Annotated in this window: 23 protein-coding genes; all 23 read left to right on the top strand. The window is 46.1% G+C overall.

The window, feature by feature from the left end; translation table 11 throughout:
* The 23 genes from dnaK to C6Y45_RS01120 all read left to right on the top strand — a co-directional run bounded on the left by dnaK (position 1) and on the right by C6Y45_RS01120 (position 22791).
* Entirely contained in the window at positions 1-1824 is a 1824-nt protein-coding gene (gene dnaK / locus C6Y45_RS01230; protein ID WP_107583159.1) for a molecular chaperone DnaK, read from the top strand.
* A gap of 122 nt (positions 1825-1946) precedes the next feature.
* The gene (gene dnaJ, locus C6Y45_RS01225; RefSeq protein ID WP_107583157.1) at positions 1947-3071 is read left to right on the top strand and encodes a molecular chaperone DnaJ; all 1125 of its coding nucleotides are present in this window, start codon (positions 1947-1949) and stop codon (positions 3069-3071) included.
* A gap of 26 nt (positions 3072-3097) precedes the next feature.
* Positions 3098-4045: a 50S ribosomal protein L11 methyltransferase gene (prmA, locus tag C6Y45_RS01220; protein WP_107583155.1), complete on the top strand. Its 948-nt coding sequence runs from the start codon at positions 3098-3100 to the stop codon at positions 4043-4045.
* 1 nt (position 4046) lies between these two features.
* Positions 4047-4793 carry a 16S rRNA (uracil(1498)-N(3))-methyltransferase gene (locus tag C6Y45_RS01215; protein ID WP_107583153.1) on the top strand — a complete coding sequence of 249 codons (747 nt, stop codon included), beginning with the start codon at positions 4047-4049 and terminating at the stop codon, positions 4791-4793.
* Between the two features lie 6 nt (positions 4794-4799).
* On the top strand, positions 4800-6137 hold the full coding sequence (gene mtaB, locus C6Y45_RS01210) for a tRNA (N(6)-L-threonylcarbamoyladenosine(37)-C(2))-methylthiotransferase MtaB (protein ID WP_107583151.1): 1338 nt from the start codon (positions 4800-4802) through the stop codon (positions 6135-6137).
* A 96-nt stretch (positions 6138-6233) separates the two neighbouring features.
* A complete protein-coding gene (rpsU, locus tag C6Y45_RS01205) occupies positions 6234-6407 on the top strand; it encodes a 30S ribosomal protein S21 (protein ID WP_107583149.1) in 174 nt (57 codons plus the stop codon).
* A 13-nt stretch (positions 6408-6420) separates the two neighbouring features.
* Positions 6421-6870 (top strand): GatB/YqeY domain-containing protein, encoded by a 450-nt coding sequence (locus C6Y45_RS01200; protein WP_107583147.1) that lies wholly within the window; start codon positions 6421-6423, stop codon positions 6868-6870.
* A 492-nt stretch (positions 6871-7362) separates the two neighbouring features.
* Positions 7363-7683 (top strand): hypothetical protein, encoded by a 321-nt coding sequence (locus C6Y45_RS01195; protein WP_107583145.1) that lies wholly within the window; start codon positions 7363-7365, stop codon positions 7681-7683.
* Positions 7684-7983: 300 nt separating this feature from the next.
* Complete coding sequence (locus C6Y45_RS01190) at positions 7984-9342, top strand: NfeD family protein (protein ID WP_107583143.1); 1359 nt, start codon at positions 7984-7986, stop codon at positions 9340-9342.
* Positions 9342-10352, top strand: coding sequence for a flotillin-like protein FloA (gene floA / locus C6Y45_RS01185; RefSeq protein ID WP_107583141.1), 1011 nt, complete (start codon positions 9342-9344; stop codon positions 10350-10352). The genes C6Y45_RS01190 and floA overlap by 1 nt, the downstream gene beginning before the upstream one ends.
* A gap of 22 nt (positions 10353-10374) precedes the next feature.
* Positions 10375-10893 carry a hypothetical protein gene (locus C6Y45_RS01180; RefSeq protein ID WP_107583139.1) on the top strand — a complete coding sequence of 173 codons (519 nt, stop codon included), beginning with the start codon at positions 10375-10377 and terminating at the stop codon, positions 10891-10893.
* Between the two features lie 260 nt (positions 10894-11153).
* On the top strand, positions 11154-12134 hold the full coding sequence (locus C6Y45_RS01175) for a PhoH family protein (RefSeq protein ID WP_107583137.1): 981 nt from the start codon (positions 11154-11156) through the stop codon (positions 12132-12134).
* Positions 12135-12199: 65 nt separating this feature from the next.
* A complete protein-coding gene (locus C6Y45_RS01170) occupies positions 12200-14392 on the top strand; it encodes an HD family phosphohydrolase (protein ID WP_107583135.1) in 2193 nt (730 codons plus the stop codon).
* 1 nt (position 14393) lies between these two features.
* On the top strand, positions 14394-14861 hold the full coding sequence (gene ybeY, locus C6Y45_RS01165) for an rRNA maturation RNase YbeY (protein WP_107583133.1): 468 nt from the start codon (positions 14394-14396) through the stop codon (positions 14859-14861).
* Complete coding sequence (locus C6Y45_RS01160; RefSeq protein WP_107583131.1) at positions 14845-15237, top strand: diacylglycerol kinase family protein; 393 nt, start codon at positions 14845-14847, stop codon at positions 15235-15237. Before ybeY ends, C6Y45_RS01160 begins: the two co-directional genes overlap by 17 nt.
* Positions 15238-15257: 20 nt before the next feature.
* Complete coding sequence (locus C6Y45_RS01155; RefSeq protein ID WP_107583258.1) at positions 15258-15656, top strand: cytidine deaminase; 399 nt, start codon at positions 15258-15260, stop codon at positions 15654-15656.
* Positions 15649-16557, top strand: coding sequence for a GTPase Era (gene era, locus C6Y45_RS01150; RefSeq protein ID WP_107583129.1), 909 nt, complete (start codon positions 15649-15651; stop codon positions 16555-16557). Before C6Y45_RS01155 ends, era begins: the two co-directional genes overlap by 8 nt.
* A 24-nt stretch (positions 16558-16581) precedes the next feature.
* Complete coding sequence (gene recO, locus C6Y45_RS01145) at positions 16582-17358, top strand: DNA repair protein RecO (RefSeq protein WP_107583126.1); 777 nt, start codon at positions 16582-16584, stop codon at positions 17356-17358.
* Positions 17359-17617: 259 nt separating this feature from the next.
* Entirely contained in the window at positions 17618-18502 is an 885-nt protein-coding gene (glyQ, locus tag C6Y45_RS01140; RefSeq protein WP_107583124.1) for a glycine--tRNA ligase subunit alpha, read from the top strand.
* Positions 18495-20585 (top strand): glycine--tRNA ligase subunit beta, encoded by a 2091-nt coding sequence (gene glyS, locus C6Y45_RS01135; protein ID WP_107583122.1) that lies wholly within the window; start codon positions 18495-18497, stop codon positions 20583-20585. Before glyQ ends, glyS begins: the two co-directional genes overlap by 8 nt.
* Positions 20586-20623: 38 nt before the next feature.
* A complete protein-coding gene (ccpN, locus tag C6Y45_RS01130; RefSeq protein ID WP_107583119.1) occupies positions 20624-21250 on the top strand; it encodes a transcriptional regulator CcpN in 627 nt (208 codons plus the stop codon).
* Between the two features lie 23 nt (positions 21251-21273).
* Positions 21274-22089, top strand: coding sequence for a pyruvate, water dikinase regulatory protein (locus tag C6Y45_RS01125; RefSeq protein ID WP_107583117.1), 816 nt, complete (start codon positions 21274-21276; stop codon positions 22087-22089).
* Positions 22090-22341: 252 nt separating this feature from the next.
* Positions 22342-22791: a DUF188 domain-containing protein gene (locus C6Y45_RS01120; RefSeq protein ID WP_107583115.1), complete on the top strand. Its 450-nt coding sequence runs from the start codon at positions 22342-22344 to the stop codon at positions 22789-22791.
* Positions 22792-22794: the final 3 nt, after the last annotated feature.

The following is a 22794-nucleotide window of genomic DNA, read 5'->3' as shown; positions in this document are numbered from 1 at the left end:
ATGAGTAAAGTAATCGGCATTGATTTAGGAACAACAAATTCATGTGTAGCAGTAATGGAAGGTGGAGAAGCCACAGTTATTGCGAACGCAGAAGGTGCACGTACAACCCCGTCAGTCGTTTCTTTTAAAGATGGAGAGCGCCAGGTGGGGGAAGTTGCTAAGCGTCAGATGATTACAAATCCGAACACTATTACATCGATCAAGCGTCATATGGGTACAAATCATAAAGAAGAAGCAGAAGGAAAGCAGTATACACCGCAGGAAATTTCAGCGATTATTCTTCAAAAGCTCAAGGCTGACGCTGAAGCTTATCTTGGTGAAACGGTCACAAAAGCGGTAATCACAGTTCCTGCCTACTTTAATGATTCCCAGCGTCAGGCAACAAAGGATGCCGGAAAAATTGCCGGACTTGAAGTAGAGCGGATCGTTAACGAGCCGACTGCTGCTGCCCTCGCTTACGGTCTGGATAAAGAAGATGATCAGACAATTCTTGTTTACGATCTCGGTGGTGGAACGTTCGACGTATCAATCCTTGAGCTCGGAGACGGCTTCTTTGAAGTTAAGTCGACTTCCGGAGATAATAAGCTCGGCGGGGATGACTTTGACCAGGCTGTGATCGACTATCTCGTTTCAGAATTCAAAAAAGAAAACGGCATCGATCTGAATCAGGACAAAATGGCACTTCAGCGCCTGAAAGACGCAGCAGAAAAAGCGAAAAAAGATCTTTCCGGTGTTTCCCAGACGCAGATCAGTCTTCCATTTATTACAGCAGATCAGTCAGGACCAAAACATCTTGAGCTAAACCTTACACGTGCTAAGTTCGAAGAGCTTACTTCCGGACTCGTAGAGCGTACGATGGGTCCTGCCCGTCAGGCACTCAAAGACGCGGGACTTTCCGCGGGAGAAGTGGACAAGGTTGTACTTGTAGGTGGTTCTACGCGAATTCCTGCTGTTCAGGAAGCGATCAAGCAGATCACTGGAAAAGACGCTCATAAAGGCGTGAATCCGGATGAAGTAGTAGCACTTGGTGCTGCCATTCAGGCTGGAGTTCTTACAGGAGACGTTAAGGACGTTGTACTTCTTGACGTGACGCCTCTTTCTCTTGGTATAGAAACAATGGGCGGAGTATTTACAAAGCTCATTGAACGAAACACTACTATTCCGACATCCAAGTCGCAGACATTTTCTACAGCTGCTGACAACCAGCCGTCAGTAGATATTCACGTGCTCCAGGGTGAGCGGGAAATGGCTGCAAACAACAAAACACTCGGCCGCTTCCAGCTGACAGATATTCCGCCGGCACCGCGTGGAGTACCGCAGATCGAAGTATCTTTTGATATTGATGCAAATGGTATCGTAAATGTACGCGCCAAAGATCTCGGAACGAACAAAGAACAGTCTATTACGATTACGTCCAGCTCCGGTCTGTCTGACGAAGAAGTAGAGCAGATGGTGAAAGATGCAGAAGAAAATGCGGAAGCAGACAAGCAGCGCCGTGAAGAAGTGGATACACGCAACGAAGCAGACCAGCTTGTGTTCCAGACGGAAAAAACATTGAAAGATCTCGGAGACAACGTAGAAGCTTCTGAAAAAGAGAAGGCAGAAGCTGCGAAGGATAAACTAAAGTCAGCTCTTGAGGGAGACGACCTTGAAGCTGTTAAAACTGCAAAAGAAGAGCTTCAGGAAATTGTAACCCAGCTTACCACAAAAATGTATGAACAGGCTGCACAGCAGCAGGCAGACGCTTCTGAAGGCTCCGGCCAGTCAGAGGACGACGTAGTGGATGCTGAGTATGAAGAAGTGAACGACGAGAAAAAAGAGTAAGAGAAAGAAAGTCAAAGTCAGGGTATCTTGGCTTTGACTTTTTTCTCTGAAGTGCACCTTTACTGTCCAGGAGACAGATGATAAGATACTCGTTATGGAGAAAAGTCGGGAGTGGTAAAAAAATGAGTAAACGAGATTTTTATGATGTTCTCGGTGTGGATAAAAATGCCGAAGAACAGGAAATAAAAAAAGCATACAGAAAACTGGCACGAAAGTATCATCCGGACGTAAATAAAGAAGATGATGCAGAAGAGAAATTCAAGGAAGTTAAGGAAGCCTATGACACGCTCAGTGACAGCAGCAAACGGGCACATTACGACCAGTTCGGCCATACAGATCCTAACCAGGGATTCGGCGGAGCGGGAGCAGGTGATTTCGGCGGTTTCAGCGATATATTCGATATGTTTTTCGGTGGAGGCGGCAGACGTCGTGATCCAAACGCCCCGATGCAGGGATCCGATCTGCAGTACACAATGACACTGGAATTCAAAGAAGCCGTATTCGGTAAAGAAACAGACATTGAAATTCCGCGGGAGGAAGAGTGTACCACCTGTGACGGAAGTGGGGCGAAACCCGGAACCCAGCCTGAAACATGCCGGCAGTGCGGCGGCGCAGGGCAGCTGAATGTGGAACAGAACACGCCTTTCGGACGGGTAGTCAACCGGAGAGTATGTGACCGCTGTGAAGGAACAGGCCAGCAGGTAAAAGATAAGTGCGGTACGTGCGGCGGACGTGGTAAGGTAAAAAAACGAAAAAAGATTCATATCAAAATTCCTGCCGGAGTGGATACGGGTCAGCAGATCCGTGTAGCCGGACAAGGAGAGCCGGGAGTCAATGGAGGACCTCCAGGAGATCTTTATGTTGTATTTAATGTAAAAGAACATGAATTTTTCCACCGTGAAGGGGACGACATTCATTGTGAAATGCCGATTACATTCGTCCAGTCTGCTCTAGGCGATGAAATAGAGGTTCCTACGCTTGAAGGAAAAGTAAAAGTGAAAGTGCCTGCAGGTACGCAGACAGGAACACACTTCCGTCTTCGTGGAAAAGGAGCCCCGAATGTCCGGGGAATGGGACAGGGCGATCAGCATATCCAGGTAAGGATTATTACGCCTAAAAAACTCAACGACAGACAAAAAGAGCTTCTTCGTGATTTTGCAGAAGAAAGCGGAACAGAAGCACCGGACGAACAAAGCCGGAATTTCTTTGCAAAAGTAAAAAGAGCCTTTAAGAGCTTCGGGGAATAGATTAAAAACAGGGAGCTGGAATGAACATGAAATGGTCTGAAATCTGTATTCACACGACTCAGGAAGCTGTGGAGCCTATCAGTAATATTCTTCACGAAGCCGGAGCGGGCGGTGTAGTAATTGAAGATAGAGAGGATCTTTACCGGGACAGGGAGTCTGCATTTGGAGAAATATACTACTTGTCGGAAGAGGATTATCCGGAAGAAGGAGTGCTGCTTAAAGCATACCTTCCTGAAAACAGCTTCCTTGGAGAAACAGTGAAAGAGATTAAGGAGTCCATCACCCAGCTCCGCCGGTACAGCATCGACATTGGAAAGAACCTCGTTTCCATAAGCGAAGTGGATGAAGAAGACTGGGCTACTGCCTGGAAAAAATATTACAAACCGGTTAAAGTCGGCTCGCGCATTACGATTTCCCCGAGCTGGGAAAAGTACGAGCCGGTTACCGAGCAGGAGCTGGTAGTGGAACTGGATCCCGGGATGGCCTTCGGCACCGGGACCCATCCTACGACAGTTCTCTGTATTCAGGCGATGGAAAAACATCTGAACCCCGGCGACCGGATGATCGACGTCGGCACAGGATCCGGAGTACTTGCAATAGCTGCTGCAAGGCTCGGTGCAGAGACTGTCGAAGCACTTGATCTCGATGACGTAGCTGTTCAGTCGGCTGCAGATAACGTGAAGTGGAATAATGTTGAAAATCGGGTTAAGGTGACAAAAGCCAATCTATTGGATCACATTGAAGGTACATATGATGTGATTACTGCAAACATCCTGGCTGAAGTTATCGTAAATATGACAGAAGACGCCTATACAGCACTTCGTCCGGGTGGTAAGCTCATCGTATCTGGAATTATAGAACGCAAAAGAGAAATGGTGAAAGAAGCACTTGCTCAGGCAGGTTTTTATATTGAGGAAATTACGGAAATGGAAGACTGGATCGCCGTAGCTGCCCTCAAACCGGAAGAGGTTTAACATGCAGCGCTATTTTTTGGCCAATAGTCTGTTTCAGGAAAAGAAGGCACTGCTTGACGAAGAATCATCCCATCACGCTTATAAAGTTATGAGGATGAGTCCGGGAGATAAGTTAATTGTATGCCGGATGGATGGAATTTGTTACCTCGCAGAACTGGAGGAAGAACCGGCTTCTTCCGTCAGGCTGCTGAGAGAAGAAGAATCGTCCGTGGAACTGCCGGTAAAAGTTACGATAGCGCATGGACTCCCTAAAGGAGACAAGCTGGAATCCGTCCTTCAAAAAGGAACAGAACTTGGAGCAGAAACTTTCCTTCCTTTTCGTGCAGACAGATCGATCGTGAAGCTGGATCAAAGAAAAGCAGCTAAAAAAGAGAGTAGATGGCAGAAAATAGTTAAAGAAGCAGCGGAGCAGGCTCACCGCCAAAAAATTCCTTCTGTTATTCCTGTGCAGGACTTTGAACAGCTCGTAAAAAGGGCGGAGGAAACAGAATTCGTTCTGATAGCCTATGAAGAAGATGCGAAACAGGGAGAGGCGTCTGCTTTACACAGGACTCTTTCAGCAATGGAAGAAGGAAACAGTGTAATGGTAGTAATTGGACCAGAAGGCGGATTGAGTGAAAAAGAAGTCAGAGCACTTCAGAAGGCTGGAGGCATAAGCTGTGCTTTTGGACCGAGAATACTCCGTACAGAAACGGCACCGCTGTATGCCCTGTCTGTGCTTTCCTACCATTTTGAATTATTGAGGTGAAAAGGTATGCGTAAAGTAGCATTCCATACGTTAGGGTGCAAAGTGAACCACTATGAAACAGAGGCAATATGGCAGCTGTTTCAAAAAGAAAATTATGAAAAAGTAGAATTTGATCAGACGGCGGATGTATACGTCATCAATACGTGTACTGTGACGAATACAGGCGATAAGAAGAGCCGGCAGGTTATTCGGCGGGCGGTGCGGAGAAATCCAGATGCCGTAATATGTGTCACCGGCTGCTATGCCCAGACTTCTCCAGCGGAAGTAATGGCTGTACCCGGCGTGGATATTGTAGTCGGTACTCAGGACAGGCATAAAATGATTCCCTATATTGAACAGTTCCAGCAGGAGAGAGAACCGATCAACGGAGTAGGTAATATTATGAAGACAAGAGTGTATGAAGAGCTTGACGTACCTTCTTTTACCGATCGGACCCGTGCTTCTCTTAAAATACAGGAAGGCTGCAATAATTTCTGCACATTCTGCATTATTCCATGGGCAAGAGGCCTGCTGCGTTCAAGGGATCCGGAAGAAGTGTTGAAGCAGGCCCGTCAGCTCGTGGAAGCAGGCTATAAAGAAATTGTTCTCACAGGTATCCATACAGGGGGATACGGAGAAGATATGAAAGATTATAACCTTGCCCGGCTTCTTAAAGAACTCGAAAACGTGGAAGGGCTTAAGCGAATCAGAATTTCTTCCATTGAAGGAAGCCAGATTACAGATGAGGTAATTCAGGCGATTGATGCTTCGGATAAAATTGTCAGACACCTTCATGTACCGATGCAGTCGGGGTCTGATACAGTATTAAAACGTATGCGCAGGAAATACACGATGGAATTTTATAAAGAGCGCGTAGACCGCCTGAAGGAAGCTCTCCCGGGACTTGCAGTAACTTCCGATGTTATCGTCGGATTTCCAGGTGAAACAGACGAAGAATTTCAGGAGACATACGATGCGGTAAGAGATATCGGATTCTCAGAGCTTCACGTCTTCCCTTATTCCAAGCGTACAGGTACACCGGCTGCACGGATGACAGATCAGGTAGATGACGACCGTAAACACGCAAGAGTGCGCAGCCTGATCGAATTGTGCAATCAGCAGGCGAAAGAATACGCCTCGCTTTTTGAAGGAGAAGTACTGGAAATGATTCCGGAAGAAGCAGACAAAGAAAACAGCAGCCTTTTAACAGGATATACGGATAACTATATGAAGGTGAAAGTGGAGCTGCCGGAACAGTACATTGGAGAAATTGTAAAAGTGAAAATAACAAAGGCAGGTTATCCATTTAACGAAGGAATTTTTGTTAAAAAGGAGAACGAAACTGCTTTTTCAGTACTGTCATAAAAATCCAATATTGACCTGAAGGAGCAAATCTTATATAATCTATCTATACATGCAGTAATGTATGTGTTACTGGTTGTCCGGAGGGAGGGATACAGAATGGCAGAAACACGAGTTCGCAAAAATGAAAATCTCGATACTGCTCTTCGTCGTTTTAAGAAAACGATGTCTAAAGAAGGGACTTTAGCGGAGGTAAAAAAGCGCAAGCACTACGAAAAGCCTAGTATTCGCCGCAAGAAAAAGTCTGAAGCAGCTCGCAAGCGTAAGTTCTAAGGAGAGGGTTGCCGTGTCTTTATCGATTCTTGATAAGCTTAATCAGGACATGAAAGAGGCCATGCGTGCGAAAGAGAAGCAGCGCCTGACCGTGATCCGTTCTGTGAAAAGCTCTGTTCAGAATGAAGCGATCAACGCTGGTCACGAGCTATCTGATGAAGAAGTGCTTACTGTGTTGAATCGGGAAATGAAGCAGCGCCGCGAATCCCTCCAGGAGTTCGAAAAAGCCGGCAGAGAAGATCTTGTGGATAAAATACAGCAGGAAATCTCTATACTGGCAGACTATATGCCTGAACAGTTGTCCGACAAGGAGCTGCAGGCGGTTGTCGACGAGACGATTGCAGAAACCGGTGCCTCCTCAAAGGCCGATATGAGCCGGGTGATGGGAGCCGTGATGCCGAAAGTAAAAGGCAGAGCAGATGGTACCGCAGTCAGAAGTCTCGTTCAGCAGTCTTTAAAATAAGTTAACGAATGAAAGCACAGGATCAAATCCTGTGCTTTTTTGTTTTTCTCTTTTGATGACCACTGCTGTTAATTGTCAGGAACTTTGCTGGTTCGGAATACAGAAAAACTGCTGAGGCCCTTATAATACTATCCTCGACTTTTAAAGCAGTTTTTTATATTGTTCTGAATCAATTTCATGAGTAAAGTTTTAAAAAACAAATGGGGGGGTTCCTGTTAAACTTTTCGTCTGCTTAAAAGACTGAAGGGGGAGACGGTGAGGCGACGTATGAAGGATTCGTTGCAGCCTGAAGTATTCCTCCAGTCCTCAACAGCGGCCGCAGCGTTATATTGGATTAGTTATGAACTTCCTTTCATGCCATAAAGTGAAAAATTTCAGCCTGAGGTTCCCGCGGATTCAGTTTTCTGTAACTTTATGCTTAGAAATTTGTATACGGATGAATAATGAATTTCACATTAGGGTATAGAAAAATAAGCTAAAGGAGGAATATAAATGACTAAAGAAACTCATTTTGTAATTTGGAGAAGTGGATCGTACGTAGAATTATCTCCAATTCTCCCAGATACCCAGCTCATCCACTATGAGGTAGAACTTGATAGTGCAGAAAAAGGAAATCTGGAAGACAAACTGGCAGAAGTACGGAGTGGAGATGTTATGCCTGAACAGGTATTCGGTTCTCCATTTGATGAAACAAAAGATGAGAAAGAAAAAATGGAACTGGGAGAAGATGAAAACGACTTGTTTCATTTAATCTACAAGTATGGTTCCACGAAAACAAAAAAACAGCTGGAAGAGCTGTATTACGAATCCTGATAGTAAATTGAATTTCCCTGTGGATGAAAAGCCGTCCCTGTATAATAAGGGCGGCTTCCGGACGATGGCCTGTCAATTTGAGCGACAGGCTTTTTGAATGCCGGCATACTGCCTTTATCTTTTCCCGCTCCGGTGCGTCGACTGCTTCCAGGTTTATACACGCTCCTGCTCAAAAAATGCACTGGCACTATAAAGGAAAAGAGTAGAAAAAATGGTTTGGCTACATAAACTCTGAAACTTTCCCCGGTTTCGTACGTAAGCTATACTGTAACTATAGGTACAGGAGAGGAGGCCGGAAAAGTGAAACTGACTCGGATTGCCCTGTATTCAGCGCTGCTCGCAGTCGCTTTTGTTCTAATCTGGGTTTCACCTTCCCAGGCAGAAGATGGAGAAGGTCAGACTGTCTTCTTTGTTCCCGTGGAGGAAACGGTGGAACGTGGACTTGAAGCTTTTATGAAAAGGGCAGTGGAAACTGCTGAAGAAGAAAACGTTGATCACATCGTATTTGAAATGAACACCCCCGGCGGCCGGGTTGATGCAGCCGGAGAAATAGCTAAGATAGTCCGGGAAACGGAAATTCCCACTACAGCTTTCATTGTAAGGGAAGCTATGTCTGCCGGTGCCTATATATCGCTTAATGCGAACGAAATCGTCATGCAGCCGGGCACCGAAATGGGATCCGCTCAGGTGATCGATGGGACAGGACAGGCAGCGGACGATAAAGCACAGTCGGCGTGGCTCGGCAATATGCGGTCAGCGGCCGAAATAAATGACCGGGATCCCCGGTATGCTCTCGCTATGGCAGATCCCTCCATTGAGCTGGAAGATCTCAACGTTGGAGAAGGAGAACTTCTTACGCTGACTGCTTCAGAAGCGCTTTCAGTAGGGTATGCAGAAGCGGTAGTTGACGACCGGGAAGAATTAATGGAGTATTTAGGACTTGAGGAAGCTTCCCAGGAAGAATTCGAACTCAGCCTGGCTGAAAATATTGCCCGGCTCGTAACTCACCCCGTAGTAATTCCAATTCTTCTCTCTATCGGGGGACTTGGACTTATACTGGAGCTGTACTCACCGGGTTTTGGTATACCGGGAATTATGGGGGCTTCAGCTCTTTTTCTATTCTTTTTCGGGCATACGGTAGCTGGATTTGCTGGTCTTGAGTCACTTATTCTATTTGTTGTCGGGGCCGGGCTGCTTGTTTTGGAAGTTTTTTCGCCGAGCTTTGGTATCTTTGGTATACTCGGTCTCGGCGCGATTCTTGCAAGCCTTGTGCTCAGCTCTTTTTCAACAGTAAATATTCTTATATCTTTTGTGATTGCTATGCTCGTTACCATTGCCGGAATGGCACTGCTTATAAAGTATGCAGACCGTGCCGGTCCTATGAAGCGCGTTATACTGACAGATGCTACAACTTCCGAGCTCGGATATGTTTCCACTGAAACACGCAGCGAACTTCAGGGGAGCACGGGGAAAGCTCTTACCGTACTCCGGCCTTCAGGATCAGCCCTGATTAATGAGGAACGTCTTGACGTAGTATCCGAGGGAGGATATATTGAACAAGGTAGGAAAATAAAGGTCATTTCCGTTTCAGGGTCGAGGATTGTCGTCCGTGAAATTACGGAAGATGAAACTTTAAAAAAGAAGGAGGAAGATGAATAATGCCAGATCAAATCGGGGTGTATATCATCCTAGGGATTATCGTGATCGGGGTCGTCGTATTATTTACGTTCGTGCCGGTCGCACTGTGGATCTCTGCATGGGCAGCCGGCGTTAAGGTAGGAATTTTTCAGCTGGTTGGTATGCGGCTCCGCCGGGTAATCCCGCATCGTGTAGTCAACCCGCTCATCAAGGCGGTTAAAGCAGGACTGGACATCAGCACAAATAAGCTGGAAGGTCACTATCTTGCCGGGGGTAACGTAGACCGTGTAGTTAATGCGCTTATCGCCGCCCAGCGTGCAAATATTGAACTCACATTCGAACGCTGTGCAGCAATTGACCTTGCCGGCCGGGACGTACTGGAAGCAGTACAGATGAGTGTTAACCCGAAAGTAATTGAAACGCCGTTTATTGCCGGTGTAGCAATGGACGGAATTGAAGTAAAAGCTAAAGCACGTATTACAGTCCGTGCCAACATTGACCGCCTTGTCGGTGGTGCAGGTGAAGATACGGTTATTGCGCGTGTAGGTGAAGGTATTGTATCAACAATTGGTTCTGCGAACAGCCACGCAGCTGTCCTTGAAAATCCGGATATGATTTCCCAGACTGTACTTAAAAAAGGTCTGGATGCCGGAACAGCATTTGAAATTTTATCCATCGATATTGCTGATATTGATATCGGTAAAAACATTGGAGCAGGGCTTCAGACAGACCAGGCTGAGGCAGATAAGAAGATTGCCCAGGCAAAAGCTGAAGAACGCCGTGCGATGGCAGTAGCCCAGGAGCAGGAAATGAAAGCCCGAGTTGAAGAAATGCGTGCGAAAGTGGTGGAAGCTGAAGCTGAAGTTCCTATGGCTATGTCCGAAGCGCTCCGCCAGGGTAATCTCGGAGTAATGGATTATATGAACTACAATAATATTAAAGCGGACACTGATATGCGTGATTCTATTGGTAAAGCGACTGGTGATGGAGAGGAAGACGATTCCCAGCAGTCCCGCACTTCCAAGCTATGATGAGTAGAGAGGAGCGATCAGTATGACAGGTTTTATTAACCTTTTGTTGGAATCGCCGCTCCTTTTATTTCTTATTCTTGCTGCTATTTTCAGTTTTATACAGTCCCGGAACTCTTCTAAGCAGGAAGAATCAAGGGAGCGACCCCGACCTCAGCAGCAGGAGCAAGGGAGAACACAGCGTCCTCCCGGGGAAGGCCGTCCTGACATAGACTGGAAAGATATCTTTTTCGAACGGGAAGAGACGAAGCAGGAACCGAAAAAGCAGGAGCCGCAGAGACATGCACCTGCTGAGGCTGAGTCTTCAAAATCTATGACTGCTATTCAGGAGCATTATGAAAAAGCGAAGAAAAAGCAGCGCCGGGCAGAAGAGTCTGCCGGGAAAATAGAAAACTCCCCTATAGTTAAAGGAGATATTACCAGCCAGGCAAACCAGAAAATAGATCTGGACTTTAAAAACATCTCGAAACAGGATGTTGTGAAAGGTGTAGTATGGTCTGAAGTACTGGGGAAGCCGCGTTCAAGACAGAAAAAGCACCGTTAATACTTTTTGTTAAAGAAGTATTAACTGAAAAGATGGAAAAGCGTCGTGACTTTAAGGTCCCGGCGCTTTTTTTATTAAATAAGGAGATGGCCGATTTTCGAAGCGGCGGCAATGTTCCGGATTTAAAAGAAGAACCGTTACTTTTTATAGATTCCCGGGAATACATATAATTATAAAACGTTTTGCACCTCGTTAGCGGGAGTGGTAAAGTAAAGGTAGTTTACAGAAAACACCTCTTAAAGTTAAGGAGACTGAGGCTATTGACAGAATTGAACCGTACGATAGCTATTCCGGCGGATAGTGCAAATGAAGTTCAGGCCCTTTTCGGCCCGAATGACAGGCATCTTTCCCGGCTGGAAGAAGCATACAATATATCCCTTGTAACACGGGGGCAGGACATCATTGTTCAGGCGGATGAAGAAAAGGCAAAGCAGATAGAAGATATAATGGTTACACTGCTCCAGCTTATCCGCAAAGGAATAAGAATTCATGAGCGTGACGTAATATATGCGGCCCAGCTGGCTAAAGAAAACATGCTCGGTGAAATGAACGAACTGTACGATGATAAAATTACAGTTACAGCCAAAGGAAAGCCGATACTCGCTAAAACATTAGGGCAGAGGCACTACGTTTCCTCCATCCGTAAAAACGATGTAGTTTTTGGAATCGGTCCTGCCGGCACAGGAAAGACTTATCTCGCTGTTGTACTCGCAGTGCACGCGCTCAAAGAAGGGCACGTCCAGAGGATTGTGCTTACCCGCCCGGCTGTAGAGGCGGGGGAAAGCCTTGGTTTTCTTCCGGGAGACTTGAAAGAAAAGGTGGATCCTTATCTCAGACCTCTCTACGACGCGCTCCACGATGTCTTCGGGACCGAGCATACAGCGAGGCTGATTGAACGGGGAACGATAGAGATTGCTCCGCTCGCGTATATGAGAGGAAGAACTCTCGATGATGCTTTTGTTATTCTGGATGAAGCGCAGAACACAACCCCGGAGCAGATAAAGATGTTTTTGACCCGTCTTGGGTTCGATTCCAAAATGGTCATAACCGGGGATTTAACGCAGGTGGATCTTCCCGCCGGCAAAAAATCCGGCTTGAAAACAGCTTTGCATACCTTAAAGAAAGTTGATGGAATATCTGTTATTTATCTGCAGTCAACAGATGTTGTCCGTCATTCTCTCGTACAGAAAATTATTGATGCTTATGATAAAGAAGAAGTGAAAAAGCCGGATAAAATCTGAAGCGTGGATGAGTGTATCTCATGCACGCTTTCCATTACCTTCAGGTGCGGAGAGGAGGGAACTGCTTGGCAGACCGCTCATCTATAGATCAGCAGAAATGGTGGAAGCAAATAAAGGACCATCCCTATATCCGATTTATTTTATTTTTAACAGCAGGTCTGATAACATTTGCCCTGCTCTTCACTAATACTGCTCCGGAAAATCTCGATGTAGAAACCGGAGAAGTTTCTCCTGAAGACATCCGTTCACCTGTTACTGTGGAGGATAGAGAAGAAACAGAAAGAAGACAACAGGAAGCCGCCGGAAGTGTGGAGCCTGTTTACTCATTAAAATCAAGGTACGCTGATAATCAGCTCGAGCGGCTGAACGATGTTTTTCAGTCTGTGCGGCTTGTGCAGCTCGAAATTCGTGAGCAGGAAGGTGAACTTGCAGCAGTTGGTGATGAAGGAGCGGAAAATTCGGAAGAAGCAGAGCTCTGGACAAGAGCCGAGCAGATGGATGAACTGCGTTCCAGATTTTCCCCTGAGATTGGAGAACAGCTCGAGGAGGACACATTTGAAACCCTCCTGGACGCCTCTTCAGAGGAACTGCAAAATATGCAGGAAACAGTAGGCAGTGCAGTATACGATGTTATGTCAGAAGAGATCGGACTGAACGAAGTTACAGAAGCCCGTGACAGTGCCGAATCACGTGTAAGAGCAGCTTCTGTCAGAAGAACGATGGAGGATGCTATGGCAGACCTGGCACGCCACAGTATTACTCCGAACTATATGATTGACGAAGAAGCTACCATGGAGGCACGTGAGGCAGCTGCCGAAGAAGTGGATCCTGTATTGATCCGCGAGGGAGAACTCATTGTGGAGGAAGGGCAGGTTATTACTTCAGAAATATATAACCAGCTGAATCTGGCAGGGTTGACGGAGGAAAATTCCGCTCTGGTTCCCTTCAGTGGACTAGCGCTGATTATTACGCTGCTTATGGTGATGCTTTCTCAATATTTAAGTCAGGCAAACACAAGCTTAAAATCCAATAATACACACCTTCTGCTTTTTGTACTTATATACACTGTTACTCTCGTTATCATGAAGCTGACGAGTCTGCTCCAGGTGTATGATGTAGAAGGAATTGTCTACATTGTCCCGGCAGCTGCAGGGACTCTTCTCGCAGGCATGCTGCTGCAGAAGCGGGCAGCACTGTTTCTGAGTTTTCTTCTCAGCGTCGCGGCGGGAGTTATTTTCAACCAGCAGACGACAGCAGTAATGGATTACTCATATATGCTGTATGTATTTTTCAGCGGGGTAGCTTCGGTGTTTTTCCTGAATAAGTCGAATCGGCTTTCCTATATGCTGAAAACCGGAACATTGATTGCCGCAGTCAACCTGTGTGTCGTTGCAGCACTTCTGCTGCTGAAAGGGCTGCCTCTCCCTCTTGCTGAGACCGGATTTTATGCCGGATTTGCTGTGGCAGGCGGGTATGCTTCCATTATTCTGGCTGTCGGTCTGCTTCCATTTTTTGAAGCAGGATTTGGGGTGTTATCAGCTTCCAAACTGATTGAACTATCGAATCCAAATAAACCGCTTCTTAGAAAAATACTGCTGGAAGCGCCGGGGACGTATCACCATAGTGTGGTGGTGGCAAACCTTGCTGAAGGGGCGTGTGAAGCTATAGGCGCAAACGGTCTTCTCGCCAGAGTGGGAGCCTACTACCACGACATAGGAAAAACGAAAAAGCCTCAATATTTTATTGAAAATCAGCTTAAAATGGCAAATCCGCACGACAGAACTCCTCCAAAGAAGAGTGCAGAAATAATAATAGCCCATCCTTACGATGGGGCAGAAATGTTGAAAAAAGAGAGAATGCCCCGGGAGATTATTGATATAGCAGAGCAGCATCACGGAACGACGTTATTAAAATATTTTTATTTTAAAGCCAAAGAAGCCGGCGAAGAGCCTCAGGAACAAGAATACAGATATCCGGGACCGAAAGCATCTTCAAAAGAAAGTGCCGTAGTAGGTGTTGCAGACAGCGTGGAGGCCGCGGTAAGATCAATGCAGGCACCTACCCAGCAGAAAATCGAACAGCTTGTTAAAAAGATTATTAATGACAGACTGGAAGACGGTCAGTTCGACGAATGCGATCTCACGTTAAAGGAGCTTCATATCGTCTATACTTCTATTTGCGAAACGTTAAAAGGCACGTTCCATTCCAGAATAGATTATCCGGAAGATGACAAACTTCCAAAAGCGGAGGGAAAATAGGATGAACGATTTTGATATCGAAATAACGGACCATACCGGGCAGCTCACAAAAGAGCAGAGCAGTCTTATCAGACAGGTAATTGCAACAGCGATGACAAAGGAAAAAGTTGCTGCCGGTTCAGAAGTGTCGCTGAGTATTGTGGATGACGAAGAAATTCAGAATTTAAACCGGGATTACAGGGGGAAAGACCAGCCGACAGACGTACTTTCCTTCGCCCTTAATGAAGGATCGGAGGATCCGGGACCGATGGAGAATGTACCGAACATCATGGGGGATGTAGTTATATCAATGGAGAGAGCTGCCGCCCAGGCCGCAGAATACGGCCACTCCCTTGACAGGGAACTCAGTTTTCTTGCAGTGCACGGCTTTCTCCACTTAAATGGTTATATTCACGAATCGGAAGAAGAAGAGAAAGAAATGTTTACACTTCAGGAAGAGATATTGAAAGCTCATGGAATCGAAAAATAACCGTTCGTTTGTTTCCTGGACCCGGTTGAAAAAAAGTTTTTACTATGCTTCGCAGGGGATTGCTTATACGTGGAAAAATGAACAGAATTTTCGTATCCACACGAGTGCAGCGGTCGTTGTTTTTGTTGCTGCTCAATTATTAAACGTTTCAGCTGCTGAACAGGCACTGCTCGCTGTCTCTATAGGCGCGGTTCTATGCCTGGAGCTGCTCAATACTTCCATTGAGCACATAACAGATCTTATTATCCAGACGTTTGATGAAAGAGCCAAAATAATTAAAGATACAGCAGCCGGGGCGGTTCTTGTATTTTCAGCAACGGCTGCTGTCGTTGGAATGATTATTTTCATACCCAGGATTGTACATATTTTATTTTAAATAAAGGCGGGATCAGCATGATGAAAAGAGAGGAACTGATTAAAAAAGCGGAAGAAGCAAGAAATCAGGCATACGTACCCTACTCCAAGTTTGCAGTAGGAGCTGCACTGGAAACAAAAGACGGCCGGGTATACGGCGGATGCAACATAGAGAACGCGGCTTACAGCATGTGTAACTGCGGTGAGCGTACTGCGATTTTTAAAGCTGTTTCTGAAGGCGAAAGGGACTTTGCCGCGCTTGCGGTTTCAGCGGATACTGATGGACCGGTCTCTCCATGCGGAGCCTGCCGGCAGGTAATGGCAGAGCTTCTGCAGCAGGACACCGTAATTTATCTGTCCAATCTTAAAGGTGATATTGAGGAAACGACAGTAGCGACTCTCCTGCCTGGAGCGTTTTCCAAGGAGGATCTTCATGGATAAGGAAGTTTATAAATCAGGTTTTGCGGCACTTATAGGCAGACCGAACGTAGGTAAATCAACGCTGTTGAACCAGCTTCTCGGGCAGAAGATAGCGATTATGAGCGATAAACCCCAGACAACCCGTAATCGGGTTCAAGGCGTTTATTCTGAGGAACGTGGACAGATCGTCTTTATTGATACGCCGGGGATCCATAAACCGAAGCACCGCCTCGGGGATTTTATGGCAAAAGCTGCGCAGAGCACACTGAAGGAAGTAGATGTAGTATTATTTCTTGTAGATGCAAAAGAAGGAAGAGGAGCCGGAGATGACTTTATTATCGAGCGTCTACGTAACGTGCAGACTCCGGTTTTCCTTATAGTAAATAAGATTGACCAGGTGCACCCCGATGAGCTGCTTCCTCTCATTGCTTCTTATCAGGAAAGTTATGCATTTGATGAGGTCATTCCTGTCTCCGCTATAGAAGGTAACAATGTCGGAACACTCGTGGATCAGGTGTTTGCCAAGCTCGAGGAGGGTCCCCGCTTTTATCCGGAGGATCAGGTGACGGATCATCCCGAAAGGTTTCTTATGTCTGAAATGATCAGGGAAAAAGTCCTGCATTTAACCCGCGAAGAAATTCCGCACTCCATAGCTGTCGATATTGAACAGATTAAGGAGCGCGAAAACAGCGATACATTATACGTTGGAGCCGTGATAGTAGTAGAAAGAAGTTCCCAGAAAGGAATTCTTATCGGGCGCCAGGGAAAGATGCTTAAAGAAATTGGTCAGCGTGCACGGGAGGATATACAAAATCTGCTGGGAACGAAAATATTTCTTGAGCTTTGGGTGAAAGTGGAAAAAGACTGGCGGAATAAACCGAAATATCTCAGGGAATTCGGCTACGATCAGGACGAATACTAAACCAGGCCGGGCGGAGGGAGTTCAATGCTGCAAAAAGTAGAAGGAATTGTACTCCGGACAACAGATTATGGTGAGAACCATAAAATAATTACTATCTATTCCCGTGAAAACGGAAAAACTGCTCTTATGGCGAGAGGGGCTAAAAAAACGAAAAGTAAATTTGCCTCGGCAAGCCAGCTGTTCGTCCACGGAGTTTTTATTTACCACCAGTCCCGGGGAATGGGAAGTCTTAATCAGGCGGATATAGTGGACTCTTTCCGATATATACGCAGTGATCTGATGAAAACAGCCTACGCTTCCTATGCCGTGGAGCTGCTGGATAAATTGACGGAGGATAAACAGCCGGCTGCTCCGCTTTTCGATCTGCTGCTTCAAATATTTTCACGAATGAACGAAGAAGATGATCCGGAAATTCTCATACGTATTTTCGAAACGAAAATGCTTTACGTATCCGGGGCTGCACCGGTGCTGAATGCCTGCGTAAACTGCGGAAATATGGATGAAATTACACGTTTCTCCCTGAAGTATGCAGGTGTCCTCTGCCGCCACTGTGCTCATATCGATGATAGGCCGTCTCCAGCAGGGCCCCATGCAGTAAAGCTGCTCCGGCTTTTCCAGCAGATCAACCCTTCAAGAATAGGAAAAATTTCCGTAAAATCGTCAACGAAAAAAGAGCTTAAGGACACGCTGGAGGCATATTACGAAGAATATGTCGGAGTGTATATTAAAGCCAAGCGTTTTCTTAAACAAATGGAGGATCTTGAAGCAGGAAATCTTGACAGCGGCAAGGATTTCTCGTAGTATTTAAACACGTATAAAAGCTGTGTGGAAGAAGAATAGTACCTGAAGACAGAATCATTTTGTCAGCGAGTCCGGGATAGTGCAAGCCGGGTGATTACTGCTCAGGGAAGGCGCTTTGGAGCAGTACGCAGAAAGTGGTGCCGGAATGGCACAAATAGGGTGGAACCGCGGGTAACTCTCGTCCCTATATCTTGACTCAAGATATAGCGGCGGGAGTTTTTTTGCCGCGGAGTCAACTAATGACAATGGAGGGATTGTAATGAACGTACAGGAGATGATCTTAACACTGCAGGACTTCTGGGGAAAGCAGAACTGTCTGCTTCTTCAGCCGTACGACGTCGAAAAAGGGGCAGGGACAATGAACCCTATGACGTTTTTAAAAAGTATCGGCCCCGAACCGTGGAACGCCGCCTACGTGGAGCCTTCACGACGGCCGGCTGACGGAAGGTACGGAGAAAATCCAAACCGTCTTTACCAGCATCATCAATTCCAGGTAGTAATGAAACCGTCCCCGGACAATATTCAGGAGTTATACCTTGAAAGCCTGAAAAAGTTAGGTATTAACCCGGATGAGCATGATATTCGCTTTGTAGAGGATAACTGGGAAGCACCCACACTGGCAGCCTGGGGCCTCGGCTGGGAAGTATGGCTCGACGGAATGGAAATCACCCAGTTTACTTATTTCCAGCAGGTAGGGGGACTGGAAGCAAATCCTGTTACCGTGGAGATCACCTACGGAATTGAACGGCTCGCCTCCTATATTCAGGACAAGGAAAATGTATACGATCTGGAGTGGGTCGGTGATTTTACGTACGGTGATGTGTTCAGGCAGAATGAATATGAACAGTCCAAATACTCATTCGAAGCGGCTGACCGTACGATGCTGTTCGATCTGTTTGCAACATACGAAAAAGAAGCGAAAAGAACACTGGAACTCGGTCTTGTTATTCCTTCCTACGACTATGTCCTGAAATGCTCCCACGTTTTTAACCTGCTTGATGCCCAGGGAGCTATTTCTGTTACAGAGCGCACAGGCTACATTGGAAGAGTCCGGACACTTGCAAGAAACTGTGCCGCAACTTATTATGAATCCCGGGAAAAACTCGGCTTCCCGATGCGTAAGGAGGAGAAAAGCTATGAATAAAAAAACTCTCTTATTTGAAATCGGGCTGGAAGAAATGCCGGCGCGTTTTGTGACCGGTGCAATGAATGAACTTGCCGAACGGCTCGTAAAATGGATGGAAGAACGCAGCATTGATTATGATCATGTTAACCGTTTCTCTACTCCGAGAAGACTGGCCGTCCAGGTGACCGGAATGCCCGAAAAGCAGCCGGACACGGAAGAAGAAGCGAAGGGGCCGGCAGAGAAAATTGCTGTAAAGGATGGCAGCTGGACGAAAGCCGCTGAAGGATTTGCGCGCGGCCAGGGTGTATCGCCGTCCGACCTGTACATGAAACAATATAAAGGTGAAAATTACGTGTTTGCAAAAAAGCATACTCAAGGTAAAGAGCTGGAAACACTTCTTCCGGAAATCAAGGAAGTTATGCTTCAGCTTACTTTTCCTAAAAATATGCGCTGGGGCAGCTATGAACTGCGCTACGTCCGGCCGATCAAATGGATTACTGCTTTATTTGGTGAGGAGATAATCCCGTTTGAAGTAACAAATGTGACATCCGGAAGAACCACGTGGGGACATCGTTTTCTTGGAGAATCTGCTGAACTGAAAAGTGCAGGGGATTACGAAAACGTTCTTTTATCACAGCACGTGATTGCAGACCCGGAGGAAAGAAAAAATGCTATTCATAACCAGATAAAAGAAATTGCGGCAGCTGAAAACTGGAACGTCCCTGTGAACGAAGGTCTTCTTGAAGAAGTTAATAACCTTGTGGAGTACCCTACCGCTCTCTCAGGAGATTTTGATAAGAATTTTCTCAGCGTCCCGGCAGAAGTATTAATTACCTCAATGCGGGAACATCAGCGCTACTTTCCGGTGATGAACCAGGAAGGAGAGCTTCTTGCACATTTCATCACTGTCCGCAATGGAGACCACCGCCATCTGGAAAATGTCCAGAAAGGTAATGAAAAAGTACTGCGGGCCCGGTTGGCCGATGCTGAATTTTTCTTTGCTGAAGACAAGAAGGTTTCTCTCGAAGACCGCCTTCCCAAGCTTGCATCCGTTGTGTACCATGAGGATCTCGGAACTATTGCAGATAAAACCGAAAGAATCCGGCAGCTTACTGCACTGCTTGCAGATAAAACACAAGTCTCTGAGGAAACGAAAAAGACCGCCGACCGGGCAGCTCAACTGTGCAAAGCAGATCTTGTCACGCACATGGTGGATGAATTTCCGGAGCTTGAAGGCAGAATGGGAGAATACTATGCTCTTCATGATGGGGAAACGCCGGAAACTGCTCTGGCTGTAAAAGAGCACTATCTTCCTAAACAGTCCGGGGATAAGACACCTTCCTCTGAAGCGGGGAGCCTGGTCAGTGCAGCAGACAAGCTCGACACACTCGTAACGAGTTTTGGTATAGGGAATATACCGACAGGTTCTCAGGATCCCCACGGCCTCCGCAGGCAGACGGCGGCGGTTCTCCAGATCTATCTGGCCGACGGATGGGAATTTAATTTATCTGATTTAATACAAGAAGCGGTGGATCACACCGATTCGCTCAGTCTTCTTAAAAAAGATAAAGAATCAGTTCTCAAAGATCTGCAGGAATTTTTTAAACTCCGGTGGAAAAACCTTCTTAAAGACCGCGGTGTACGGTACGATGTAGCAGAAGCGGTTATGGAGACCGGGCTGAACTACCCTGGGCTCATTGTAAAAAAAGCAGAATTTCTAATGAACCGTCTGGAGAGCCCGGAATTCAAAAAAGAAGTGGAAGCTTTCAGCCGGGTAACAAACATTTCACGCAAAGCATCTGAGTTGGACAATACAATGGATGAAGAGCTTTTCGAGCAGCAGGAGGAAAAAGACCTGGATGCTGCAGTTAAAGAAGCAGCTAAAGAGGCCTCCGAAAGCCTTGCATCTGACAGCGTGGAAAAAACGTATGAATCGTTACAGAAGCTGGTGCCATATATTCATAATTATTTCGATCATATTATGGTGATGGCAGAAGATGAAAAAATAAAGGCAAACAGACTGGCACAGATGAAACAGACAGCTGCCTTGATTCTCTCATTTGCAGAATTTCAGAAAATCGTGTTCCACTCTCAAAGTTAACAGCACTTTAAATACGGTGCGTAAAGGCGGTGAAAAATGTGGAATTATCAGCTAGACAGCAGCGTATCGTAGAGATTGTTAAAGAAAAAGGTCCAATCACCGGTGAGAAAATTGCAGATATTCTGGAATTGACCAGAGCTACACTCAGGCCGGACCTCACAGTACTCACTATGTCCGGCTACCTGGATGCCAGGCCGAGAGTAGGCTATTACTATACAGGGAAAACAGGGAGTCAGCTTTTTCAGGAGCGGCTTTTGAAAATGAAAGTCAAAGATTTTCAGTCCATTCCTGTAGTCATACCTGAAAATTCCTCTGTTTACGATGCAATTTGTTCCATGTTTCTGGAAGACGTTGGAACATTGTTCGTTGTAAATGAAAACGGGAAGCTGATCGGGATTGTTTCCAGAAAAGACCTTCTCAGAGCCAGCATGGGAAAGCAGGACCTGGAAGCTCTGCCCATCGGTATTATTATGACGAGAATGCCGAACGTAACGACATGTACAGCAGAGGATTCCATGCTGGAAATCGCTAATAAGCTTATCAGCAAGCAGATCGACGGCCTCCCTGTGGTGAAAAAGGATGACAATGGAGAATATGATGTCATCGGTCGTATTACTAAAACTAATATAACGAAAGCCTTTGTTTACATCGGGGCGGAAGAGTAAAGCTGAAGAAAGGAAGCGGTACTATGTCTGAGAAGCAGGACCACGTTACTGTATATGTGCTTTCTGACTCGGTAGGTGAAACTGCTGAGCTCGTAGTAAAAGCAGCGATAAGCCAGTTCGATGAAAATAAAACGACTATCCGTAGAATTCCTTACGTCGAAGATATAGGTACTGTTGATGAAGTAATAGCGGAAGCGCGGGATAACCAGGGCATGATTGCTTTTACGATGGTACTTCCGGACGTGAAACAGCACATTGTTAAACGTGCGAACGAAGAAGGGCTGCCTGTCTATGATATACTCAGCCCTCTTCTGACGATGATGGAAGAGCGGCTGCGGGTACCGCCCAAAAATGAATCGGGCCTGATTCATACACTTGACGAAGATTATTTTCGTAAAGTGGAAGCAATAGAATTTGCTGTGAAATACGACGACGGCAGAGATCCAAGAGGAGTTTTAAGAGCGGATGTTGTGCTTGTGGGAGTCTCCAGAACGTCTAAAACACCTCTTTCCCAGTATCTCGCTCATAAACGGCTGAAAGTAGCAAACGTTCCCCTCGTCCCGGAAGTAGAGCCTCCGGAGGAGCTGTTCAACATAAGTCCTGAAAAAATAGTCGGGCTGAAAATCAGCCCCGGAAAATTAAATGGGATCCGTACAGAGCGTCTGAAGGCTCTTGGATTGAAATCAGAGGCTAACTACGCCACACTGCAGCGGATTGAAGAAGAGCTCAGCTATTCGGAAGAAGTAATGAAACGTCTTGGCTGCCGTGTCATTGATGTTTCAGCGAAGGCCGTAGAAGAAACAGCAAATATTATTTTCCAGATGGTACAGTCTGATTAGAAATAAATTTCAGAAGCAGCACCCATCGGACCTGCGCTGCCGGTGGGTCCTTTTGAATTTTCCGCTGGCTATTTTTAAGAATATCTATTATAATGAAGTGTTGAGTTTAAAAGAAAATTAGATTTTCGAAACAAGCAGGATTTTTTATTATAAAGAACGAATCTCTTTTAAGGTGAAGATTTATTAAAGTCCGAAAAGATATTCTTGCAATGACAGCTGATACTGAAAGAACTTGAGATAAAGAGGATAACTATGCTTACCATATATATTGATGCTGATGCCAGTCCGGTCGTGAAAACTGTATTATCCATGAGAGAAGAACTGAAAGCTCGTGTAGTTCTCGTTCATTCCCGGTCTCATCTTCGCAGAGATGCTCTGCCGAAGGATGTCCAGGTAATTATCGTGGAGTCCGGCCCGGATGCGGCAGACTATGAAATAGCCGGCCGGGCTGAAAAAGGAGATATCGTCATTACAGATGATCTCGGGCTCGCAGGTATAGTCCTTTCCGGAGGAGTCAAAGTAGTGAACTCTTCAGGTAAACTGATCCAGCATCAGGAGATGGATCTTCTTCTGGAAATCCGTCATGCTGCACAAAAGGAACGACGCCGGGGGAAGTATCGTTCAGGGCCCGCTAAAAGGACGATAGAGGATGAAAAAGCTTTTGCGGCTTCTCTGAGAAAGGCTGCTGCAGACTGTACATAAGTA

It is taken from the genome of Alkalicoccus saliphilus (genome assembly GCF_003044065.1).
GTDB lineage: Bacteria > Bacillota > Bacilli > Bacillales > Salisediminibacteriaceae > Alkalicoccus > Alkalicoccus saliphilus.
The sequence above is the reverse complement of the archived record's forward strand: the minus strand, read 5'-3'. Positions and strand labels throughout refer to the sequence as shown.